Annotated in this window: 14 protein-coding genes; 4 read left to right on the top strand and 10 right to left on the bottom strand. The window is 54.7% G+C overall.

Going from position 1 to position 16,579, the window contains the following annotated elements; all coding sequences use genetic code 11:
- Window positions 1–261: 261 nt before the first annotated feature.
- From KNP71_RS05825 to KNP71_RS05810, 4 genes are all read left to right on the top strand, one after another.
- Window positions 262–1,662 carry an FAD-binding oxidoreductase gene (locus KNP71_RS05825; protein ID WP_251132767.1) on the top strand — a complete coding sequence of 467 codons (1,401 nt, stop codon included), beginning with the start codon at window positions 262–264 and terminating at the stop codon, window positions 1,660–1,662.
- The gene (locus KNP71_RS05820) at window positions 1,659–2,981 is read left to right on the top strand and encodes a (Fe-S)-binding protein (protein ID WP_251132756.1); all 1,323 of its coding nucleotides are present in this window, start codon (window positions 1,659–1,661) and stop codon (window positions 2,979–2,981) included. Before KNP71_RS05825 ends, KNP71_RS05820 begins: the two co-directional genes overlap by 4 nt.
- Window positions 2,982–3,166: 185 nt before the next feature.
- Window positions 3,167–4,291 (top strand): ABC transporter ATP-binding protein, encoded by a 1,125-nt coding sequence (locus tag KNP71_RS05815; protein ID WP_029594683.1) that lies wholly within the window; start codon window positions 3,167–3,169, stop codon window positions 4,289–4,291.
- A complete protein-coding gene (locus tag KNP71_RS05810; protein ID WP_214830281.1) occupies window positions 4,288–5,874 on the top strand; it encodes an ABC transporter permease/substrate-binding protein in 1,587 nt (528 codons plus the stop codon). The genes KNP71_RS05815 and KNP71_RS05810 overlap by 4 nt, the downstream gene beginning before the upstream one ends.
- A 63-nt stretch (window positions 5,875–5,937) precedes the next feature.
- Here the strand turns inward: KNP71_RS05810 and KNP71_RS05805 are convergent, their stop codons facing one another.
- From KNP71_RS05805 to glyA, 10 genes are all read right to left on the bottom strand, one after another.
- Window positions 5,938–7,098 (bottom strand): GGDEF domain-containing protein, encoded by a 1,161-nt coding sequence (locus KNP71_RS05805; protein WP_058764808.1) that lies wholly within the window; start codon window positions 7,096–7,098, stop codon window positions 5,938–5,940.
- Between the two features lie 156 nt (window positions 7,099–7,254).
- Entirely contained in the window at window positions 7,255–7,884 is a 630-nt protein-coding gene (upp, locus tag KNP71_RS05800) for a uracil phosphoribosyltransferase (RefSeq protein WP_021066126.1), read from the bottom strand.
- A 143-nt stretch (window positions 7,885–8,027) separates the two neighbouring features.
- On the bottom strand, window positions 8,028–9,401 hold the full coding sequence (locus tag KNP71_RS05795; protein WP_214830279.1) for a glycoside hydrolase family 191 protein: 1,374 nt from the start codon (window positions 9,399–9,401) through the stop codon (window positions 8,028–8,030).
- Between the two features lie 359 nt (window positions 9,402–9,760).
- Window positions 9,761–10,990: a hypothetical protein gene (locus tag KNP71_RS05790; RefSeq protein ID WP_029594679.1), complete on the bottom strand. Its 1,230-nt coding sequence runs from the start codon at window positions 10,988–10,990 to the stop codon at window positions 9,761–9,763.
- A gap of 128 nt (window positions 10,991–11,118) precedes the next feature.
- On the bottom strand, window positions 11,119–11,847 hold the full coding sequence (locus KNP71_RS05785) for a hypothetical protein (protein WP_242678953.1): 729 nt from the start codon (window positions 11,845–11,847) through the stop codon (window positions 11,119–11,121).
- 116 nt (window positions 11,848–11,963) lie between these two features.
- Window positions 11,964–13,202 (bottom strand): sensor histidine kinase, encoded by a 1,239-nt coding sequence (locus KNP71_RS05780; protein WP_029594677.1) that lies wholly within the window; start codon window positions 13,200–13,202, stop codon window positions 11,964–11,966.
- A gap of 1 nt (window position 13,203) precedes the next feature.
- Window positions 13,204–13,881, bottom strand: a complete 678-nt coding sequence (locus KNP71_RS05775) for a response regulator transcription factor (RefSeq protein WP_214714442.1) — start codon at window positions 13,879–13,881, stop codon at window positions 13,204–13,206.
- A gap of 71 nt (window positions 13,882–13,952) precedes the next feature.
- Complete coding sequence (locus KNP71_RS05770) at window positions 13,953–14,222, bottom strand: hypothetical protein (protein WP_144060654.1); 270 nt, start codon at window positions 14,220–14,222, stop codon at window positions 13,953–13,955.
- Between the two features lie 108 nt (window positions 14,223–14,330).
- Window positions 14,331–15,257 carry a hypothetical protein gene (locus KNP71_RS05765; RefSeq protein ID WP_029594674.1) on the bottom strand — a complete coding sequence of 309 codons (927 nt, stop codon included), beginning with the start codon at window positions 15,255–15,257 and terminating at the stop codon, window positions 14,331–14,333.
- A gap of 3 nt (window positions 15,258–15,260) precedes the next feature.
- Complete coding sequence (gene glyA / locus KNP71_RS05760) at window positions 15,261–16,514, bottom strand: serine hydroxymethyltransferase (RefSeq protein WP_214714444.1); 1,254 nt, start codon at window positions 16,512–16,514, stop codon at window positions 15,261–15,263.
- Window positions 16,515–16,579: the final 65 nt, after the last annotated feature.

The following is a 16,579-nucleotide window of genomic DNA, read 5'->3' as shown; positions in this document are numbered from 1 at the left end:
TATCAGTATACCGATTATCTTTTTGTCATGTCGAGGGGTTCTGACGAATTTGTAGTGATGAATATCACACCGCCTTTTCCGAGCGGTCAATCGCCTGGAAAGCCCTTCCTATCAACCCGAAATGGGTGGACAATACCAGTTCGAATGGCTACGATTACGATGTAAGCGCTATCTAAAAATGTGTCGATTTTGTGACTTTCGAAACCGACGCCCGCATCGAATGCATGTTGATGCGTGTGAGGAGGAACTAGAATGGATTGGATGACCCAACTACGCGAGGAGATCGGCGCCGATGTCGTCTTCACGGACTCGACGACCCGACTCGCCTATTCATTTGACGCGACGCCGAACTATCAAGCGATGCCAGACGCGATCGTCGCCCCCCGCTCGACCGAGGACGTGCAGGCCGTGTTGCGGCTGTGCCACGAACACCGGATCCCCGTCGTCCCACGCGGATCGGCGACAAATCTTGCCGGCGGCACGACGCCGCTTTCCGGTGGTGTCGTCATGGACTTCCGTCATATGGACAAGATTGTCGAGATCGACGAGAAGAATTTGACGGTGACGGTCGAACCGGGCTGCATTACCGCCCATTTGGCACAAGCCGTCGAGGCGAGAGGCCTGTTTTATCCGCCGGACCCGAGCTCGATGAAAATCTCGACGATCGGCGGCAACATCAGTGAGAACTCCGGCGGCTTGCGAGGGCTGAAATACGGGGTCACGGCCGATTATGTGCTCGCGCTCGAGGCGGTGCTCCCGAACGGCGAAGTGCTCCGTACGGGCGGGAAGCTCGCGAAAGACGTCGCCGGTTATGATTTGACCCGTGTCCTCGTCGGCTCGGAAGGGACGCTCGCCGTCATCACGCAAGCGACGCTCAAGCTCATCCCGCTCCCCGAGACGAAACAGACGATGCTCGCCTATTTCGAGGACTTGGACAGCGCGGCCCGGACGGTGAGCCGCATCATCGAGAACCGCATCATCCCGGCGACACTCGAGTTCATGGACAAGAAGACGATCGAGGTCGTCGAGGCGTATGCGAACATCGGACTGCCGACAGACGTCGGTGCTCTCCTTCTATTAGAACAGGACGGACCGCGTGACGTCGTCCGGCGCGATATCGAAGCGATGCACGCCGTTTGTCTCGAGGAAGGGGCCTTGTCGGTCGAAGTGGCCCGGGACGAGGCGCACGCCGAGACGTTGCGCTATGCGCGGCGCATCGCCTTATCCGCCCTGGCCCGCCTCAGCCCGACGACGATTTTAGAGGATGCGACCGTGCCACGGAGCGAGATCGCCGAGATGGTCCGGCGCATCGAAGCAATCGGGCGGGCGTACGACATTCAAATCGCCACGTTCGGCCACGCCGGGGACGGCAACCTGCATCCGACGGTCGCGACCGATGCCCGGAACCACGAAGAGATGGAGCGCGTCGAGGCCGCGTTCGCCGATATTTTCGCCGCCGCGCTCGATCTCGGCGGGACGATCACCGGCGAGCATGGGGTCGGGGCGATGAAAGCCCCATATCTCGAATGGAAGCTCGGACCGGCCGGGATAGACGTCATGAAAGGCATCAAGCTCGCCTTCGACCCGCACGGTATCATGAACCCGCAGAAGATGTTCGCCAAAGCGGCGAAAAAACGCATCGTCCAAGGAGAGCTGTCATGAAGCAAAGAACCGAACTTGCCACCCGCATGACCGAACAACTCGACTATGAAGAGATGCTCGGCTGCATGCGTTGCGGCTTTTGCCTGCCGACATGCCCGACGTATATCCGCTCGAAAGACGAGTCCGCCTCCCCGCGCGGCCGCATCGCCATCATGAAAGGAGTCGTCGACGGGTTGATTGAACCGGATGAGGACGTCGAGAAGACGCTCAATGAATGCCTCGGTTGCCTCGCCTGTGAGCCGGCATGCCCGGCCGGGGTGCGCTATAGCGTTCTGCTCGAAGACGCACGCGCCGCCATCATCGAACATAAACGTGCGACGGGACAGATGCCCGTCCGCGAGCGGATCGTCCGGAAAGTCGTCTTTGACGGGCTGTTCTTGAACAAAGCGAAGATGGAGACGGCGACGGGCTTTCTCCGCTTCTATCAACAGTCCGGAGTCCAGACGCTCACCCATAAACTCCGCATCCTCGACTGGTTCCCAGACCAACTCCAAAAGATGGAGACGATCTTACCGACGGTCCCGGCGAAGACGGAGCGACGACGTCGTCCCGAGCGGATTCGAGCGACGGGTGCGACGACGGCCCGGGTCGCCTTCTTCAGCGGTTGCTTGATGGATACGATGTTTTATGAGACGAACGCGAACACGATCAAACTTCTCCAAGCGGCAGGGTGTGATATCGTCATCCCGAAAGCGCAGCAGTGCTGCGGGGCACTTCACGGACATGCCGGTGAACAGGCGGGCGCCGTCACGCTCGCCAAACAGAACATCGCGGCGTTCGAGGCCGAGGACGTCGACTACATCATCACGAACGCCGGTGGTTGCGGGGCGTTCCTCGTCGGTTATGATCATCTGTTGAAGCACGACCCGGAATGGGCCGAACGTGCGGAACGATTCACGGCCAAGATTAAAGACTTCGCGTCAATCTTGCTTGAGGTCGGCTTCCTCGACCGCGTCCCGCTCGCCCTGCCGGAGCAACTCATCACGTATCAAGATTCGTGTCACTTGCGCAACGTCCAAAAAGGCGCGCTCGCCCCACGGGTATTGCTCCAGGCGATTGAAGGGGCCGTCTATATCGAGCAGAAGCACGCCGACCACTGCTGTGGCTCGGCCGGTGTCTACAACATTCTGCAGCCCCATATCGCCAACGACATCCTCGAGATGAAGATGGGGCACGTGAACGCCACGGCAGCACAAACGATCGTGACGTCAAATCCGGGTTGCCACATGCAAATGCAACTCGGGATTCAAGAGCATGGGACTGAATCGATGCGCGCCGTCCACTTGGCGGACCTGCTCGTCGAAGCGATGTCATCCTGACCAATCAAGAGGAACGGCCCGCTGATCCGGGTGCTGTTCCTCTTTTTTCTCCTTTTATAAAAAATAGAAGTAATAATCCCCGCTTTATTCGACCTTTAAACGCTTTTTTCAAAAATAATGTTTACAATCCTTCGACAACGGGCACATAAGGTTATGTGAAAATAATTATTGAAAAGGGTGAATGCATGATTGAATTTAAACAAGTGCAAAAAACATTCAAGAATACGACCGTCTTGAAAGAGATGAACCTCACCATCAACAAAGGTGAACTCGTCGTCTTTATCGGCCCGTCCGGCTGCGGGAAGACGACATCGCTCAAAATGATCAACCGTTTGATCGAGCCGACGGAAGGGACGATCATCGTCAACGGACAGGATACCCGGAAGATGGACCCGATTGAACTGCGTCGCCAGATGGGCTACGTCATTCAACAGACCGGCCTCTTTCCGCATATGACGATTCGTGAAAACATTCAATTGATCGCCGGTCTCGAAGGACACGCCGAACAAGACATGGATGCGCGCACCGAACACCTCCTCCGCATGGTGGGCCTCGACCCGGACCAATTCATCGATCGCTATCCGAGCGAATTGAGCGGCGGTCAGCAGCAGCGTATCGGTTTCGCCCGTGCCCTCATGAACGACCCGGAAGTCATTTTGATGGATGAACCGTTCAGCGCCCTTGACCCCGTCACTCGAAACGATCTCCAAGAAGAGCTGTTCAATCTTCAAGAAGAAGTGAAAAAGACGATTGTGTTCGTCACCCATGATATGGATGAGGCGATCAAGCTGGCCGATCGCATTTGTATCATGCGCGACGGGGAAATCGTCCAATTCGATACTCCGGAACAAATTCTCCGGAACCCGAAAGACGAATACGTCGAGTCGTTCATCGGGAAGAATCGGATTTGGAACAGCCCTGAATTCATTAAAGCGAAAGACATCATGATCACCGACCCGGTATCGATCAGCGGGAAGCGGACGGTGCTTCAAGCGATTGAAATCATGCGCTCCCGCAAGGTCGACAGCTTGTTGATCACAGACCGTGATCGTGTCCTTCAAGGACTCATCAAATTGAAAGATGTCCACGGTATCCAAGACAAGACGAAGCGGCTCGAGGAAGTCATGAACACGAATTACGCTTTCGTCTCAATCGAGGACTCGCTCCTCGACATTTTAGACGTCATGAACACGAGCGACCAAGGGTATCTCCCGGTCGTCGACGGTTCGATGCTTCACGGTTTGATCACACGCAGCAGTTTGCTTTCCGTCCTCAGTGAGCAATTCATGCAAGAGGAGGAAACTATATGAATGCCATTCAATCGTTTTTCAATTACTTCACGAGCAACACCGACCAAATCGGGACGCTCTTGCTCGAACACTTACAGCTGACGGTCTTCGCCGTCTCGCTCGCCGTCTTACTCGGGGTACCACTCGGGATTCTCATCTTACGGATTCCGCGTCTCGCCAAGCCGATTCTCGGTCTGACGAGCGTCGTCCAAGCCGTACCGAGTTTAGCGCTCCTCGGATTTTTGATCCCATTCATCGGAATCGGATCGACCCCGGCCATCATCATGGTCGTCTTGTACTCGCTCCTTCCGATCGTGAAAAACACGTATACGGGACTATCGAGCATCCCGGGCGATACGCTTGAGTCGGCCAAAGGGATTGGACTCACCGACCGCCAAATTTTGAGTAAAATCCAGCTTCCGCTCGCACTGCCGATCATCATGGCCGGGATTCGGATCTCGGCGGTCACGGCCGTCGGTCTCATGACCATCTCGGCGTTCGTCGGAGCAGGTGGTCTCGGTTACCTCGTCTTCGCCGGAATCCAGACCGTCGACAACAATCAAATCCTCGCCGGTGCCATCCCGGCCGGACTGCTCGCCTTGTTGATTGACTTCATCGTCAGTCGCATCGAGTACAAGGTCGCCCCGAACGGCATCGTCCTCGCGGATGGACGGATGAAGAAGAAAACACGTCGTTCTGCGAAGAAAGTGACGAAGCCGCTCATCGTCATCGCGACAGCGTTCACGCTTCTCCTCGCCGGTTCGATTTACGCCTTCACCCGTGAAGACGATACGATTGTCGTCGGTTCGAAAAACTTCACCGAGCAATTGATTCTCGGGAACATGGTCGCCGACTTGATTGAGGACAAGACCGACCTCGATGTGAAACGTCAACTGAACCTCGGTGGCACACAGGTCGCTTTCAGCGCCTTGCGCACCGGAGAGATTGACACGTATGTCGAATATACGGGCACATTGTTCGTCGACGTCTTGAAGCAAGAAGTCGAGAACGACCCTGACGTCGTTTACGACAAAGTCGTGAAGCAAGTGAACGAGCGGTTTGATATCCGGACGCTCGACCCGATCGGCTTCAATAACACGTATGCCATCGCCGTCAAACAAGAAGACGTCGACACGTACGACTTAAAGACCGTCTCGGATCTCGCCGCAGTGAGTGACGAGCTCGTCTTCGGTCCGACAATCGAGTTCTCGAACCGGGAGGACGGCTACCTCGGATTGAAAGAGGCGTACCCGTTCAACTTCCAAGACGTGAAACCGGTCGACGGCGGACTGCGCTACACGGCACTCATGAACAATGAAAGTAACGCCATCGACAGCTTCTCGACCGACGGCTTGCTTAAACGCTTTGATTTGACCGTCCTCGAGGACGACAAACAGTTCTTCCCGCCGTATTACGCGGTCCCGATCGTCAGCGAAGAGACGCTCGCCGAGCATCCTGAGCTCGCGGACGTATTGAACTTGCTGAGCGGGAAAATCACGGACGAGACGATGCAAGAGCTCAATTATCTTGCTGACGTCGAGAAACAACGTCCGGAGAAAGTCGCCCGCGACTTCCTTATCCAAGAAGGATTGATTGAACAATAAACCTATACGAAAGACGACCCTCCCGTTCGAATCGGGAAGGTCGTCTTTTTTCTGTGGCCGATTTTAACCTACGTTCGTCGCCTGGCCGACCGAGACGCGGTTGCGCCCACTCTGTTTTGCTTGATAGAGGGCTTGGTCGGCCGCCTCAATCAAGTCGGTCTTATCGCCACTTGGCGTTGGCGCATGTTCGGCGACGCCGATGCTGACACTCACTTTTCGCAACGGGGAGTACATTTCGTGCGCGATGTTCAGTTTGAGCACCGCCTGTCGAATCCGTTCCGCGATTTCTTTCGGTTGCCGCGCGTGGCGTGGCCGCAGGAGCACCGCGAACTCTTCGCCTCCATAGCGGGCCGTCATGCCGTCTTCCCCGACCGCCTTGTCGATCGCGTTCGCCACCCGTTCGAGGCAAGCGTCTCCGGCCAAATGGCCGTATGTGTCGTTATACGTCTTGAACGCATCGATATCAAGCAAGAGGAGCGCAAGCACGTCTCCGGTATCGGTCGCTTCGTCCCACATCCGTTCTAACTTCTCGTCAAAAGCTCGACGATTCCAAATCCCGGTCAAGGCGTCATGGAGCGAGCGATGGATGAGCGCTTGTTTGCTGCGCTCGAGCCGGAACGTATGCATGAACGTCATCAACAGCAACAATGCAATGCCGACGACGATGAAGATGACCCATTTCGCTGAATTTGAGGCAGTTTCACTCCGAAGCGTGGCTTGTTGGATGATGTTGTCGATGTCTTCACGAAGGGCCGCATCGACGTCTCGGAACTGGTTGATATAATCGATGCCGCTATAGCGACGCGCGTTCGCGGCGATGACATCCCCCGCCTCGATGAGTTCGATTTGCGACGCATGGAACGCCTCCATTTTTTGAATGAGCGGCAACGCCTCGTCTTGAATCAATTCCTGCATGATCGGATGACGCTCGTCGAGTTCACGAATAATACGAATCGTCTCCTCCAATGATTGTTTCGTCGCCTCATACTGTTCGAGCGACTGCGCGTCTTGGTTATATGTATAGCCCCGGACCGACAGCTCTTGGTCGAGCAGTAACCGAAACAGCTCCGAGGCGGCGTTCGAAATCGGGATGGCTTCCTCGACAATTCGTCGATTTTCCTGCTCGATGTCCTGAAACGCGCTATAGCTCCAGACGCTCGTTAAAAACAACGCCATCAAGGAGATGAGTAAGTATCTTTGCAGTAGCGAGAATTTAGTCTTCATCGTGTCTCTTCACTTATCCCGACATCGGACCGACTTACGGTCTCTTCCTCTTCTACTATCGGCCGTCTCCTCGATCGTCTCAACTAATTTGAACCGATTGGTGCACATTCCCACAAAAAAGAGAGGATCACCAGGATCCTCTCATCGGGTTCATGCTTATTTTGTTCCGAACAGACGGTCACCTGCGTCACCGAGTCCTGGTACGATGTAGCCGTGGTCGTTCAACTTCTCGTCAAGTGCGGCGAGATAGATTTCGACGTCCGGGTGTTCGGCTTGAACACGTTCCACACCTTCAGGGGCTGCACAGAGGCAAGCGAGCTTGATCGACTTGGCACCGTGCTTTTTAAGCGCGGCAATCGCGTCGGCTGCTGAACCGCCTGTCGCGAGCATCGGGTCGACGACGATGAAGTCACGTTCTGTGACGTCCGTCGGCAACTTGAGATAGTATTCGTGCGGCTCGAGCGTCTCTGGGTCACGATATAAACCGATGTGACCGACTTTGACGTTCGGCATCATTTTGAGGAAGCCATCCACCATGCCGAGGCCTGCCCGTAAAATTGGGACGATTCCCAATTTCTTGCCGGCAATCATCTTCTGTGTCGATACAGAGACCGGTGTCTCAATTTCCACATCGGTAAGCGGAAGGTCGCGTGTAATTTCATATGCCATGAGTGACGAAACCTCGTCTACGAGTTCACGGAACTGCTTCGTCCCCGTCTCTACTTTACGCATAATCGTCATCTTGTGCTGAATCAATGGGTGGTCATAAACGTGTACTTTGCCCATCATGCTTCACTCCTCTCTCAATCTCTCTTGAGCATTGTACCCTAACTTTTCTGAGAAAGGTAGGGTCAACTTCTGTTTTTTAAGAGGTCAGACGAAACCCGAAGGAACGAAATCGATCCCTCGGGGTTCAGGTGACACATGGTTTAGAATTTGAAGAAATTTAGGAAACCGGCCGTCTTGTGTTTCACTTTTCCGCACATGTTTCCTTTGGCGGCGTGATGGTCGTTAGACGAGCTGTGCTTGGCGGCATGCTTTTTAGCATGTTTTTTGGCATGCTTTTTCGCCTTCTTCTTCTCTTTTTTGTCTTTCTTCTCTTGCTTCCAGTCAGCTTTTGCTTTTTGTTTCGACTCGGTCGGTTTGTCCGTCGAGGCATCTGCTTTCGGAGCTGAGACTGGCTTTGTGACAGGCTTTGTCGCCGTTTCTGTTACAGGCTTCGCCGTTGTCGTCGCAGCCGGTTTCGTGGCTGTCGTTGTAGCAGGCTTCGTCGTTGTCGTCGTAGCCGGTTTCGTCGTTGTCGTCGTAGCTGGCTTCGTTGTTGTCGTCGTAGCCGGTTTCGTCGTTGTCGTCGTAGCCGGTTTCGTCGTTGTCGTCGTAGCTGGCTTCGTTGTTGTCGTCGTAGCTGGCTTCGTTGTTGTCGTTGTAGCCGGTTTCGTCGTTGTCGTTTCAGCTGGCTTCGTCGTTGTCGTCGTAGCTGGCTTCGTCGTCGGTGCTACTGCGACCGGTGCCGGCGCCGTATCCTGTGTGCGCGTCACGAGACCTGCGTTCCAGTTCACGTAAGCATCCGCTTCGTGGAAATGGATGAAGCCAGAATCTTTGGCGAGCTTGTGGCTGTCCGCGCTAAGACGTGTCGAAATCGTGAGCGTCTTGACCGAATACTTCGCGTCGACCGCTTGTAATTTCTTAATCATGTTTTGTGACCAAGCGTCGCTCTTGATCGTGTCGGCGTTGAAACTCTCCCACATGATGCCGTCGACGTAAGGTGCCGTTGACGTTTCTAACGTGTCAAAGCCCCAGTTTTGGACCATGGCGATTTCACCATAGCGGGCCCGTGCTTGCTTCAAGAAGTTGACGAGTCCGTCACGTTGCTGCTTGAGCACGGTCGGATTGTTCAAATGTTCGTTATCAATATCACCGACCGTATCCATGAACACGCCATCGATGCCTTTGGCGACGACTTGGTTCTGGATTTCCGTGAGGAGCAATCCTTGGAAGTTCGGTGAGGCGATGTTCGTCAAGTACGAATCCCATTCCGAGTAATGGACACGTTGTCCGTTACGCGTAAAGAAGTCACCTGACTGAAGTTTTGACATGAGACCCGTGTTCCATGTCGCGACTTCCATGACGCTAATATATCCGAGTACTTTTGTCCCGCGTGCTTTGATTTGCTCCACTTGCGCTTTCGTGTAATGGAGTGGCTCAATGATGACGAGGTCATAGTTTTGCATATCTTTCAAAATCGCTGCCGTTGGATGGCCATAATACACTTGATAGTTCTTCACACCGTCGAGTGGGTTCATGGTTTGTGCCCCCGTTTTAGACATGTTCAGACTAACAATCAACAACACTACCGTTAGAGACATAATTAACTTTTTCAATTTCACTACCTATTCCTCTCCTGATGACTGACAAAACGTGGTGACGGACGATGATGGTTGAATGGAGTTGTGTCTCGTTGCTCCCCCTTTTCTTATATTCAAATGACGAGAAGGTTAGTGCTGTGTGTTTTATGGATGTATCGGATTCGTGTATGTAATGTTGAACCTTCGCAAAAAAAATTATAGGATAGTTTTTCACGAAAACATAGTGTCAATTTGACAACAAAAACCCGTCTCACGACATGAAAGTGTCATGAAACGGGAAAAGAATTTGTTTTAGCTCATATGTAAGTGTCTAGCAATCCCTCTAATTCCAGTTGATCAATCAAATAGACCCGCTTCGACTCGACGTCCATCAGTTGAAGGGTATCTTTCCCTTCCTCGGTCCAAACGTCGAACCGTTGCTCGGTCAACTGCTCATATAACACGAGCGTCCCACGTCGTTCGCCCGTCGGTGCGGCACTCGTCGTCTTCACGCGGGACAAAAGTTCGAACAGTTCGCGCGTGTTCGGGCCTCCGAGGTGGGCCGTCTTCGTCTCCGTCTCGTACGTCGCCAACCGCATCGCCTCTTTTTGCTCCGATGTGATCGTCAATTCACCGGCTCCTGGTCGTTGAACGGCCCCCCATACCTCGATTACGGTATCATAACGAGTCGATAAGACGGCCGAATCCTGCTCCGAGACGTCTTCGATCGGCTCATCCGCGAGCACGATTCGTTTCAAGAGCCTACGTCCTTCGGCATCTAAATTGAAGACGGCTTCCATCGAGTCAATTTGCACGTACTCACTCGACAGCGAACTGGGTAATACGGTGCGATCCCACGCCTGTGCTGTACCCATCTGGAGGGTAATCCGTTGATCGGCCAACTGGGTCAAGAACGCCACGCCTTCATTCTTGCCACTCTCGAAAACGAACAGTCCCGGTTCAATCAGCTGTCCCGCCTCGGCACCGCCTTGATAGACGTGATAGGTGACGTGAAGCGCGCCACGGTCCGGTGTGTGATACCGGAAGACCGAACCGGGAACAATCGTCTCATGCGTCTCGTTAACCGCGAAGGCGCGCGCCACGGTCGTGACGTCTGGTTCAGGAATGAACGATAACGTGCTCCCGACATCGACCTCCCTCGGCCCTGAACCGGCCGCGGACTCGAACGCCTCGATTCCATCGGTACGGAAGACGCGCTCATTTTGTTCGTTGCTGTTCAAACAAGAGACGTAATGCTCGTCCCCGCTCCGCCAATATTTGACGGTCTTGCTACCTAATTCGTCATAGAAGGGGTGGCGGAATGTGATGGCCGCCAATTCGGCCCGACGCGTCGGCAACACGTCTGTCGGTTGCCGCTCACAGTAATTCAACAGTCGCGTCTTCAACGCAGACGTCAACGGAATGTCTTGGTCTTGTTGAATCGCATACGTCGACAGCGGTCGTAAATTGAGCGCATTGATTTCATTCGTCCCGCATCCACTTAACAGTATGACGGCTATACTCATCAGTCCGATGACGTTTTTCATCCCGTCCCCTCCTTTCACATTTATTTGGTTTGAATCGCCTAAAATTTTCATTTTCACCTTATCATACAATAATAATTACAACTCTTGTTAGAAGAATAAACAAAAAATGCCACTTGCGTGGCATTTTTTTAGTCGTCGTCGCGATCATCATCTTGATCATCGTCACGGTCGTCATCTTGGTCGTCATCATTTTGATCGTCGTTTTGATCATCTTGATCGTCTTGGTCATCCCGGTCATCGTCGCGTTCAATCTCTTTCACTTGCTGTTGAAGGTTCAACTCGAGTTTGACCCGGTCACCGGCTTTTGGCGCCTCGTCGTCAAGCTCGTAGCGGCTCGCGAGTTTGAACGTCTCTGACTTGCCATCACGTTCGATGGTCACGTCACGATCCGACAGGCTGACGAACGTGCCGTAAATGTCGAAGTCGTCACTTTCACGGTCGACTTCCTTCACTTCTTCGTTTTGATTGAATTCGAGTTTGACGCGGTCACCGGCTTTCGGTGTGTCGTCGTCAATCTCATGACGGGCCGCGAGCGGATACGTCGATTCTTTACCGCTGAAGCTGATCGTCACGTCACGGTCTGATAGGCTGACGAGGGTACCATACAATTCATAATCATCGTCATCGACCGAACGAACCGGCGTATCGCTCGATGCTGATCCTTCTGACGAAGTGGCTGCTTCTTGACTCGCATCATCTTGCGCATCGTCTGCGGCATCATCGGTTCCGCTGTTCACGCTATCGACCGCGCGTGGGACGATGACCGTGTCCGTCTTGTCGTTCGCGACATACAACCCGATTCCGGCGACGGCTAGTACCGCCAACCCGACTCCTAAAATCCATCCGATTAGTTTCATGATGTTTCCTCCTCGTTTCATGTGGTGAACTTGTTCTACATCTTCATCATAGAACGGTGACCTTAGAGCACCACGAGGATTCCATTAGAAAATGATGAGAATCTGCGAAAGTTTTGTCATTTTGTGACGTAGAAGACGCTGCCGTCCGGCGCATTCGCATAACTGCCGACCGTCCACCCGTTCAAATCCGCCACTTCTTTGGCGATAGCAAGACCAAGTCCGCTGCCGCTCCGGTCCCGTGCCTCATCGAGTCGATAGAACCGGTCAAATAACCGTGCCCGGTCCTCCTCATTGAGCGCCGTCCCATGGTCGCGTACTTCGATGCGGTCCGGCGTCATCGTCACGCGTGTGTCAGTCGCATACTTCAAGCTGTTATCGATGAAGATGACGACGAGCCGCTGCAACGAATCACGATGACCGTGCCACTCCCCCATCGCCTCGATCGGTACGTGGATACCGTGCGATCGTTCGAACCGTTCGGTCAATTGTTCGGCCAGCTCAGTCAATCTGATCACCTCGATCTCCACTTCTTTGAGCGAAGAGAAACGGCTCAATTCGAGCATCGGTTCAATCAAGTCCTCGCGCATTTGCCGCGATTCGGTCAAGATGTGGTCGATGGCCTCGTCACGAACGGCCGGGTCGCTCTGTCCCCAGCGCCGGAGCAGTTTGGCGTACCCTTCGATGACGGTGAGCGGCGTCTTCAGTTCATGTGAAACATCGGCGACGAAGCGGCGCTGTTGCTCCATCGACCCTTCGACCCGGTCAATCATCTGGTTGAAGCCGGTCGCGAGCGTCGAGACTTCGTCTCGGTTCGTCCCGACATCGATCGTCTCGAGCGTACCCGACTCGGTGATCCGTTCCATCGTCGACTCGAGACGGCGGAGTGGATCGAGACCTTGCCTGACGATCCATAGGCTACCGAGGAACGTCATCGCCACTGCAATCAAGAAGATGATGAGAAAAATCGTGGCCAGCGTCTGGAGGGTCTCGCTCACGGCCGCGTCTTGAAACGCGTAGCCGAGCCCGTTCGACGTCGCGATGACGAACCAATCATCGACGAGCGCCGGTTCTCCGAAGTTGACGGGAAAACGTAAACTCTCTTCGGCCTGGCCGCCGATGATGCCCCAATCGCCGTTCGCTTGCCGTTCGAGCACGACACTGTCCTCGTGCAACGACAAGACGGCTTGTTGGTTCCGCTCGTCTTCCTCGAGCAAGCTGAGTGCTTGGCGCAAGACATCATAGCGGGCGTCGACGATCTGTTGCCGCGAGACGAGCCAGGCGACACCGAACGAGGTGATGAGTAAAAACAACATGAACCCCGCCATCGCCAAGGCGATCTTCGTCCGTAGCTTCATATTATTCACCACGCTTCAACATATAGCCGACGCCTCGGACCGTCTGAATCCAGGAGCCACCGAGTTTCTTCCGGACATAGCGGACGTACACATCGACGACGTTCGTGTCCCCGTAATAATCGAAGCCCCAGACGTGCTCGACGAGTTGATCGCGCGTGAGCACGCGTTCTGGATGTTCGAGCAAATAGACGAGCAAATCGAACTCCCTTCGGGTCAGGTCGACGTTTTGCCCCTCACACACCACTTCATGGCGATTGACGTCGACGGTCAGCCCCTCATAGGAAAGGACCCGTTCACTCGTATCGACTTGGACGTGTTGACGCATCCGTAAGAACGCCCGAATCCGCGCGAGCAACTCCTCCATTTCGAACGGTTTTGTGATGTAATCATCGGCCCCGAGGTCGAGCCCGCTCACTTTATCGTAGCGGTCCCCGCGTGCCGTCACCATCAAGACGGGAAGGAGCGGCTGCTCTTCTTTGACGCGGCGCACGACTTCGAGTCCGCTCATCTGCGGCAACATGACATCGAGCAACATCAGGTCAATCCCACCGGCGAGCGCCCGGTCGAGCCCGGCCCGCCCGTCATGGGCGACCTCGACTTGATAACCGGCATGCATGAGTTCAAGTTCGAGTAATCTGGCAATTTTAGCATCGTCTTCAACGACGAGAATCGTAGGCATTCCATTCATCCTTTCTAAAAAAAACGCCGAGCAGTCCGCCCGACGCATCATTCTAAGTGTTCCCGGATTCCTCAGTCAAAAAACGGACGAACTGCTTCTGGAATCGCTTGTTCGATGCGCAATTCGAGTGAATCGCCCATCCGGTCAAACGTCGTTTCAATCCCTTCCGCCTGAAACGCCAAATCAGTCCCGACTTGAGCGATTTGGTCGAGCCACGCGTTACCGGTCAAGGTGAATAATAAGAACCCGGCGACACCTGCCGCCATGAGTGTCAATGCGAGCGCACCGACGGCCACTCCTCGAATCAATCTTCCAATCTTTCCTCTGCTAGTTGAGCGCATATGTCCCTCTCCCTTATCCTTTTTCTTTACTGTACGGGAGCGAGCTGAGAAAGAGCGGTGAAACAGATTAAAATTTGATGAGAAAAAGGTCACAGCACGGCTGCGACCTCATTCTTCCTCGAGCACCGATTTGGCAATCGGGGCCCAATACGTCCCGTCCATGGCGGCGACTTCGGCGAGCGTCGTCCGGTATGTGTCGTCCCCGGCCTTCTTCTCAGCGATGCCTTTCATCCATAAGACGTCCGCCTTATATCCCGACTCTGGATACGTGTCGACATAGGCGGCATAATCGGCGATCTCTGCTTCGCCGAGCTTGTTGTCGACGAGCAACCGATAAAACCCGACGGCCTGTTCCTGACCGGCTTTCGCCTTGCCGATGAGGAGCGCATCGGCTTCCTCGTACCGTTTGTCCGAGACGAGCGTTTCGACTTCGCCGAGCGGGATGACGGCCGGTGCCTCAGGGGCTTCGGTCGTCTCGTCCTCGGTTTGGAGCGCCTCGTTCGCTTCCTCGAGTCGAGCAACTTCTTGCTCGAGCTCTTCTAACCGTTTCGCGAGCGCCTCGTCCTCCGTCACCGTTTCGACCCGTTCGTTTGATGCGGTCGGCGTCACGGGCGGCGGCTCCGAATCCGGCCAAAAGATGAGTGCGACCAGACCGAGACCAACGACGAGCGGCAGACCGAGCCACGATTTGTTCCATTTGAAGGCGTTACGCCAAGCCGACAAGTCCGCATGACCGGTGACAGCCGGCGAGAACGAACGAAAGCGGCGCTTGGCCGCCTTCTTTCCGTTCGCCTTCACTTCGAGCGCAAGACCGAGCCGATGAAACGCCGCCGGCACTTTCATTCCGAGAAGCGGTACAATCCGTTCACTTGCCTCGATATAATACCCGTGGTCGAGTAGCGTCGTCACGACCCCGAACTCGTTCGCGACGAGGCGAAACGTCGGGTCATGCTCGCCTTTTCGGACGAGCCATTCCGTCATATCGATGAGCGGCAGTTCCGCAAGTTCCCGATCTGCGAGTGTCCGTACGTCCATTCGTCAGTCTCGTTCAGGATAGAGCGAGAACTTCGACGTCAACGCGCGAACTGCTTCGTGCGCTTCCGCGAGCACTGCTTCATCTTCATGGTTCGTCAAGACGCGTCCGATCAAGCGAGCGACTTCACGCATATCGTCTTCTTTCAATCCGCGCGTCGTCATCGCGGCCGTCCCGAGACGAATCCCGCTCGTGACGAACGGTGATGCCGGATCGAATGGAATCGTGTTCTTGTTGACCGTGATGCCGGCTGCGTCGAGCGCATGCTCGGCCGCTTTCCCGGTGATGTCGATGCCGCGGAGGTCGACGAGGAGAAGGTGGTTATCCGTACCGCCCGATACGATGCGGAGCCCTTCCTCTTCTAGCCCTTGCGCGAGCACCTGTGCGTTCTTGATGACTTGTGCCTGATACTCTTTGAACTCAGGTTGGAGCGCTTCCCCGAACGCCACGGCCTTCGCTGCGATGACGTGCATGAGCGGACCACCTTGAATCCCTGGGAAAATCGACTTGTCGATTGCCTTGGCGAACTCTTCTTTACAGAGAATCATACCGCCGCGTGGACCACGAAGCGTCTTGTGCGTGGTCGTCGTCACGAAATGCGCGTGCTCGACCGGGTTCGGATGAAGACCGGCTGCGACGAGACCTGCGATGTGGGCCATGTCGACCATAAGGTAGGCATCGACGCTATCGGCGATTTCACGGAACTTGGCGAAGTCGATCGTCCGCGGGTACGCCGAGGCACCAGCGACGATGAGTTTTGGTTTATGTTCTTTCGCGAGGGCTGCGACAACGTCATAATCGATGTGTTCTGTCTCTTTGTCTACACCGTATTCGACGAAATTGTACTGAACGCCTGAGAAGTTGACCGGACTTCCGTGCGTCAAATGGCCACCGTGCGACAAGTTCATGCCGAGCACCGTGTCACCGGCTTCAAGGACTGTGAAGTAAACGGCCATGTTCGCTTGGGCACCCGAGTGCGGCTGGACGTTGGCGTGTTCTGCACCGAACAGCTCCTTGGCGCGGTCGCGGGCCAAGTTCTCGGCCACGTCGACGAACTCACAACCGCCGTAGTAGCGACGGCCTGGATAACCTTCCGCGTACTTGTTCGTGAGCACGCCGCCTTGCGCTTCCATGACTGCTTCTGAGACAAAATTCTCCGAGGCAATGAGTTCGATGTTCTCGCGTTGGCGACCGAGCTCGTGTTGCATCGCTTCAAACAATTCCGCATCCTGTACTTTCAACTTCGTCGTGTTTACCATGTTGAAACCCCCTCTGAATGTCTAAAAATCAACACCCCCATCGTAACATATGCTTCTTTTTTTGG

Source organism: Exiguobacterium sp. s56, assembly GCF_018618255.1.
GTDB lineage: Bacteria > Bacillota > Bacilli > Exiguobacteriales > Exiguobacteriaceae > Exiguobacterium > Exiguobacterium chiriqhucha.
Note: the sequence above shows the minus strand (reverse complement) of the source record. Positions and strands in the feature narration are given on the sequence as shown.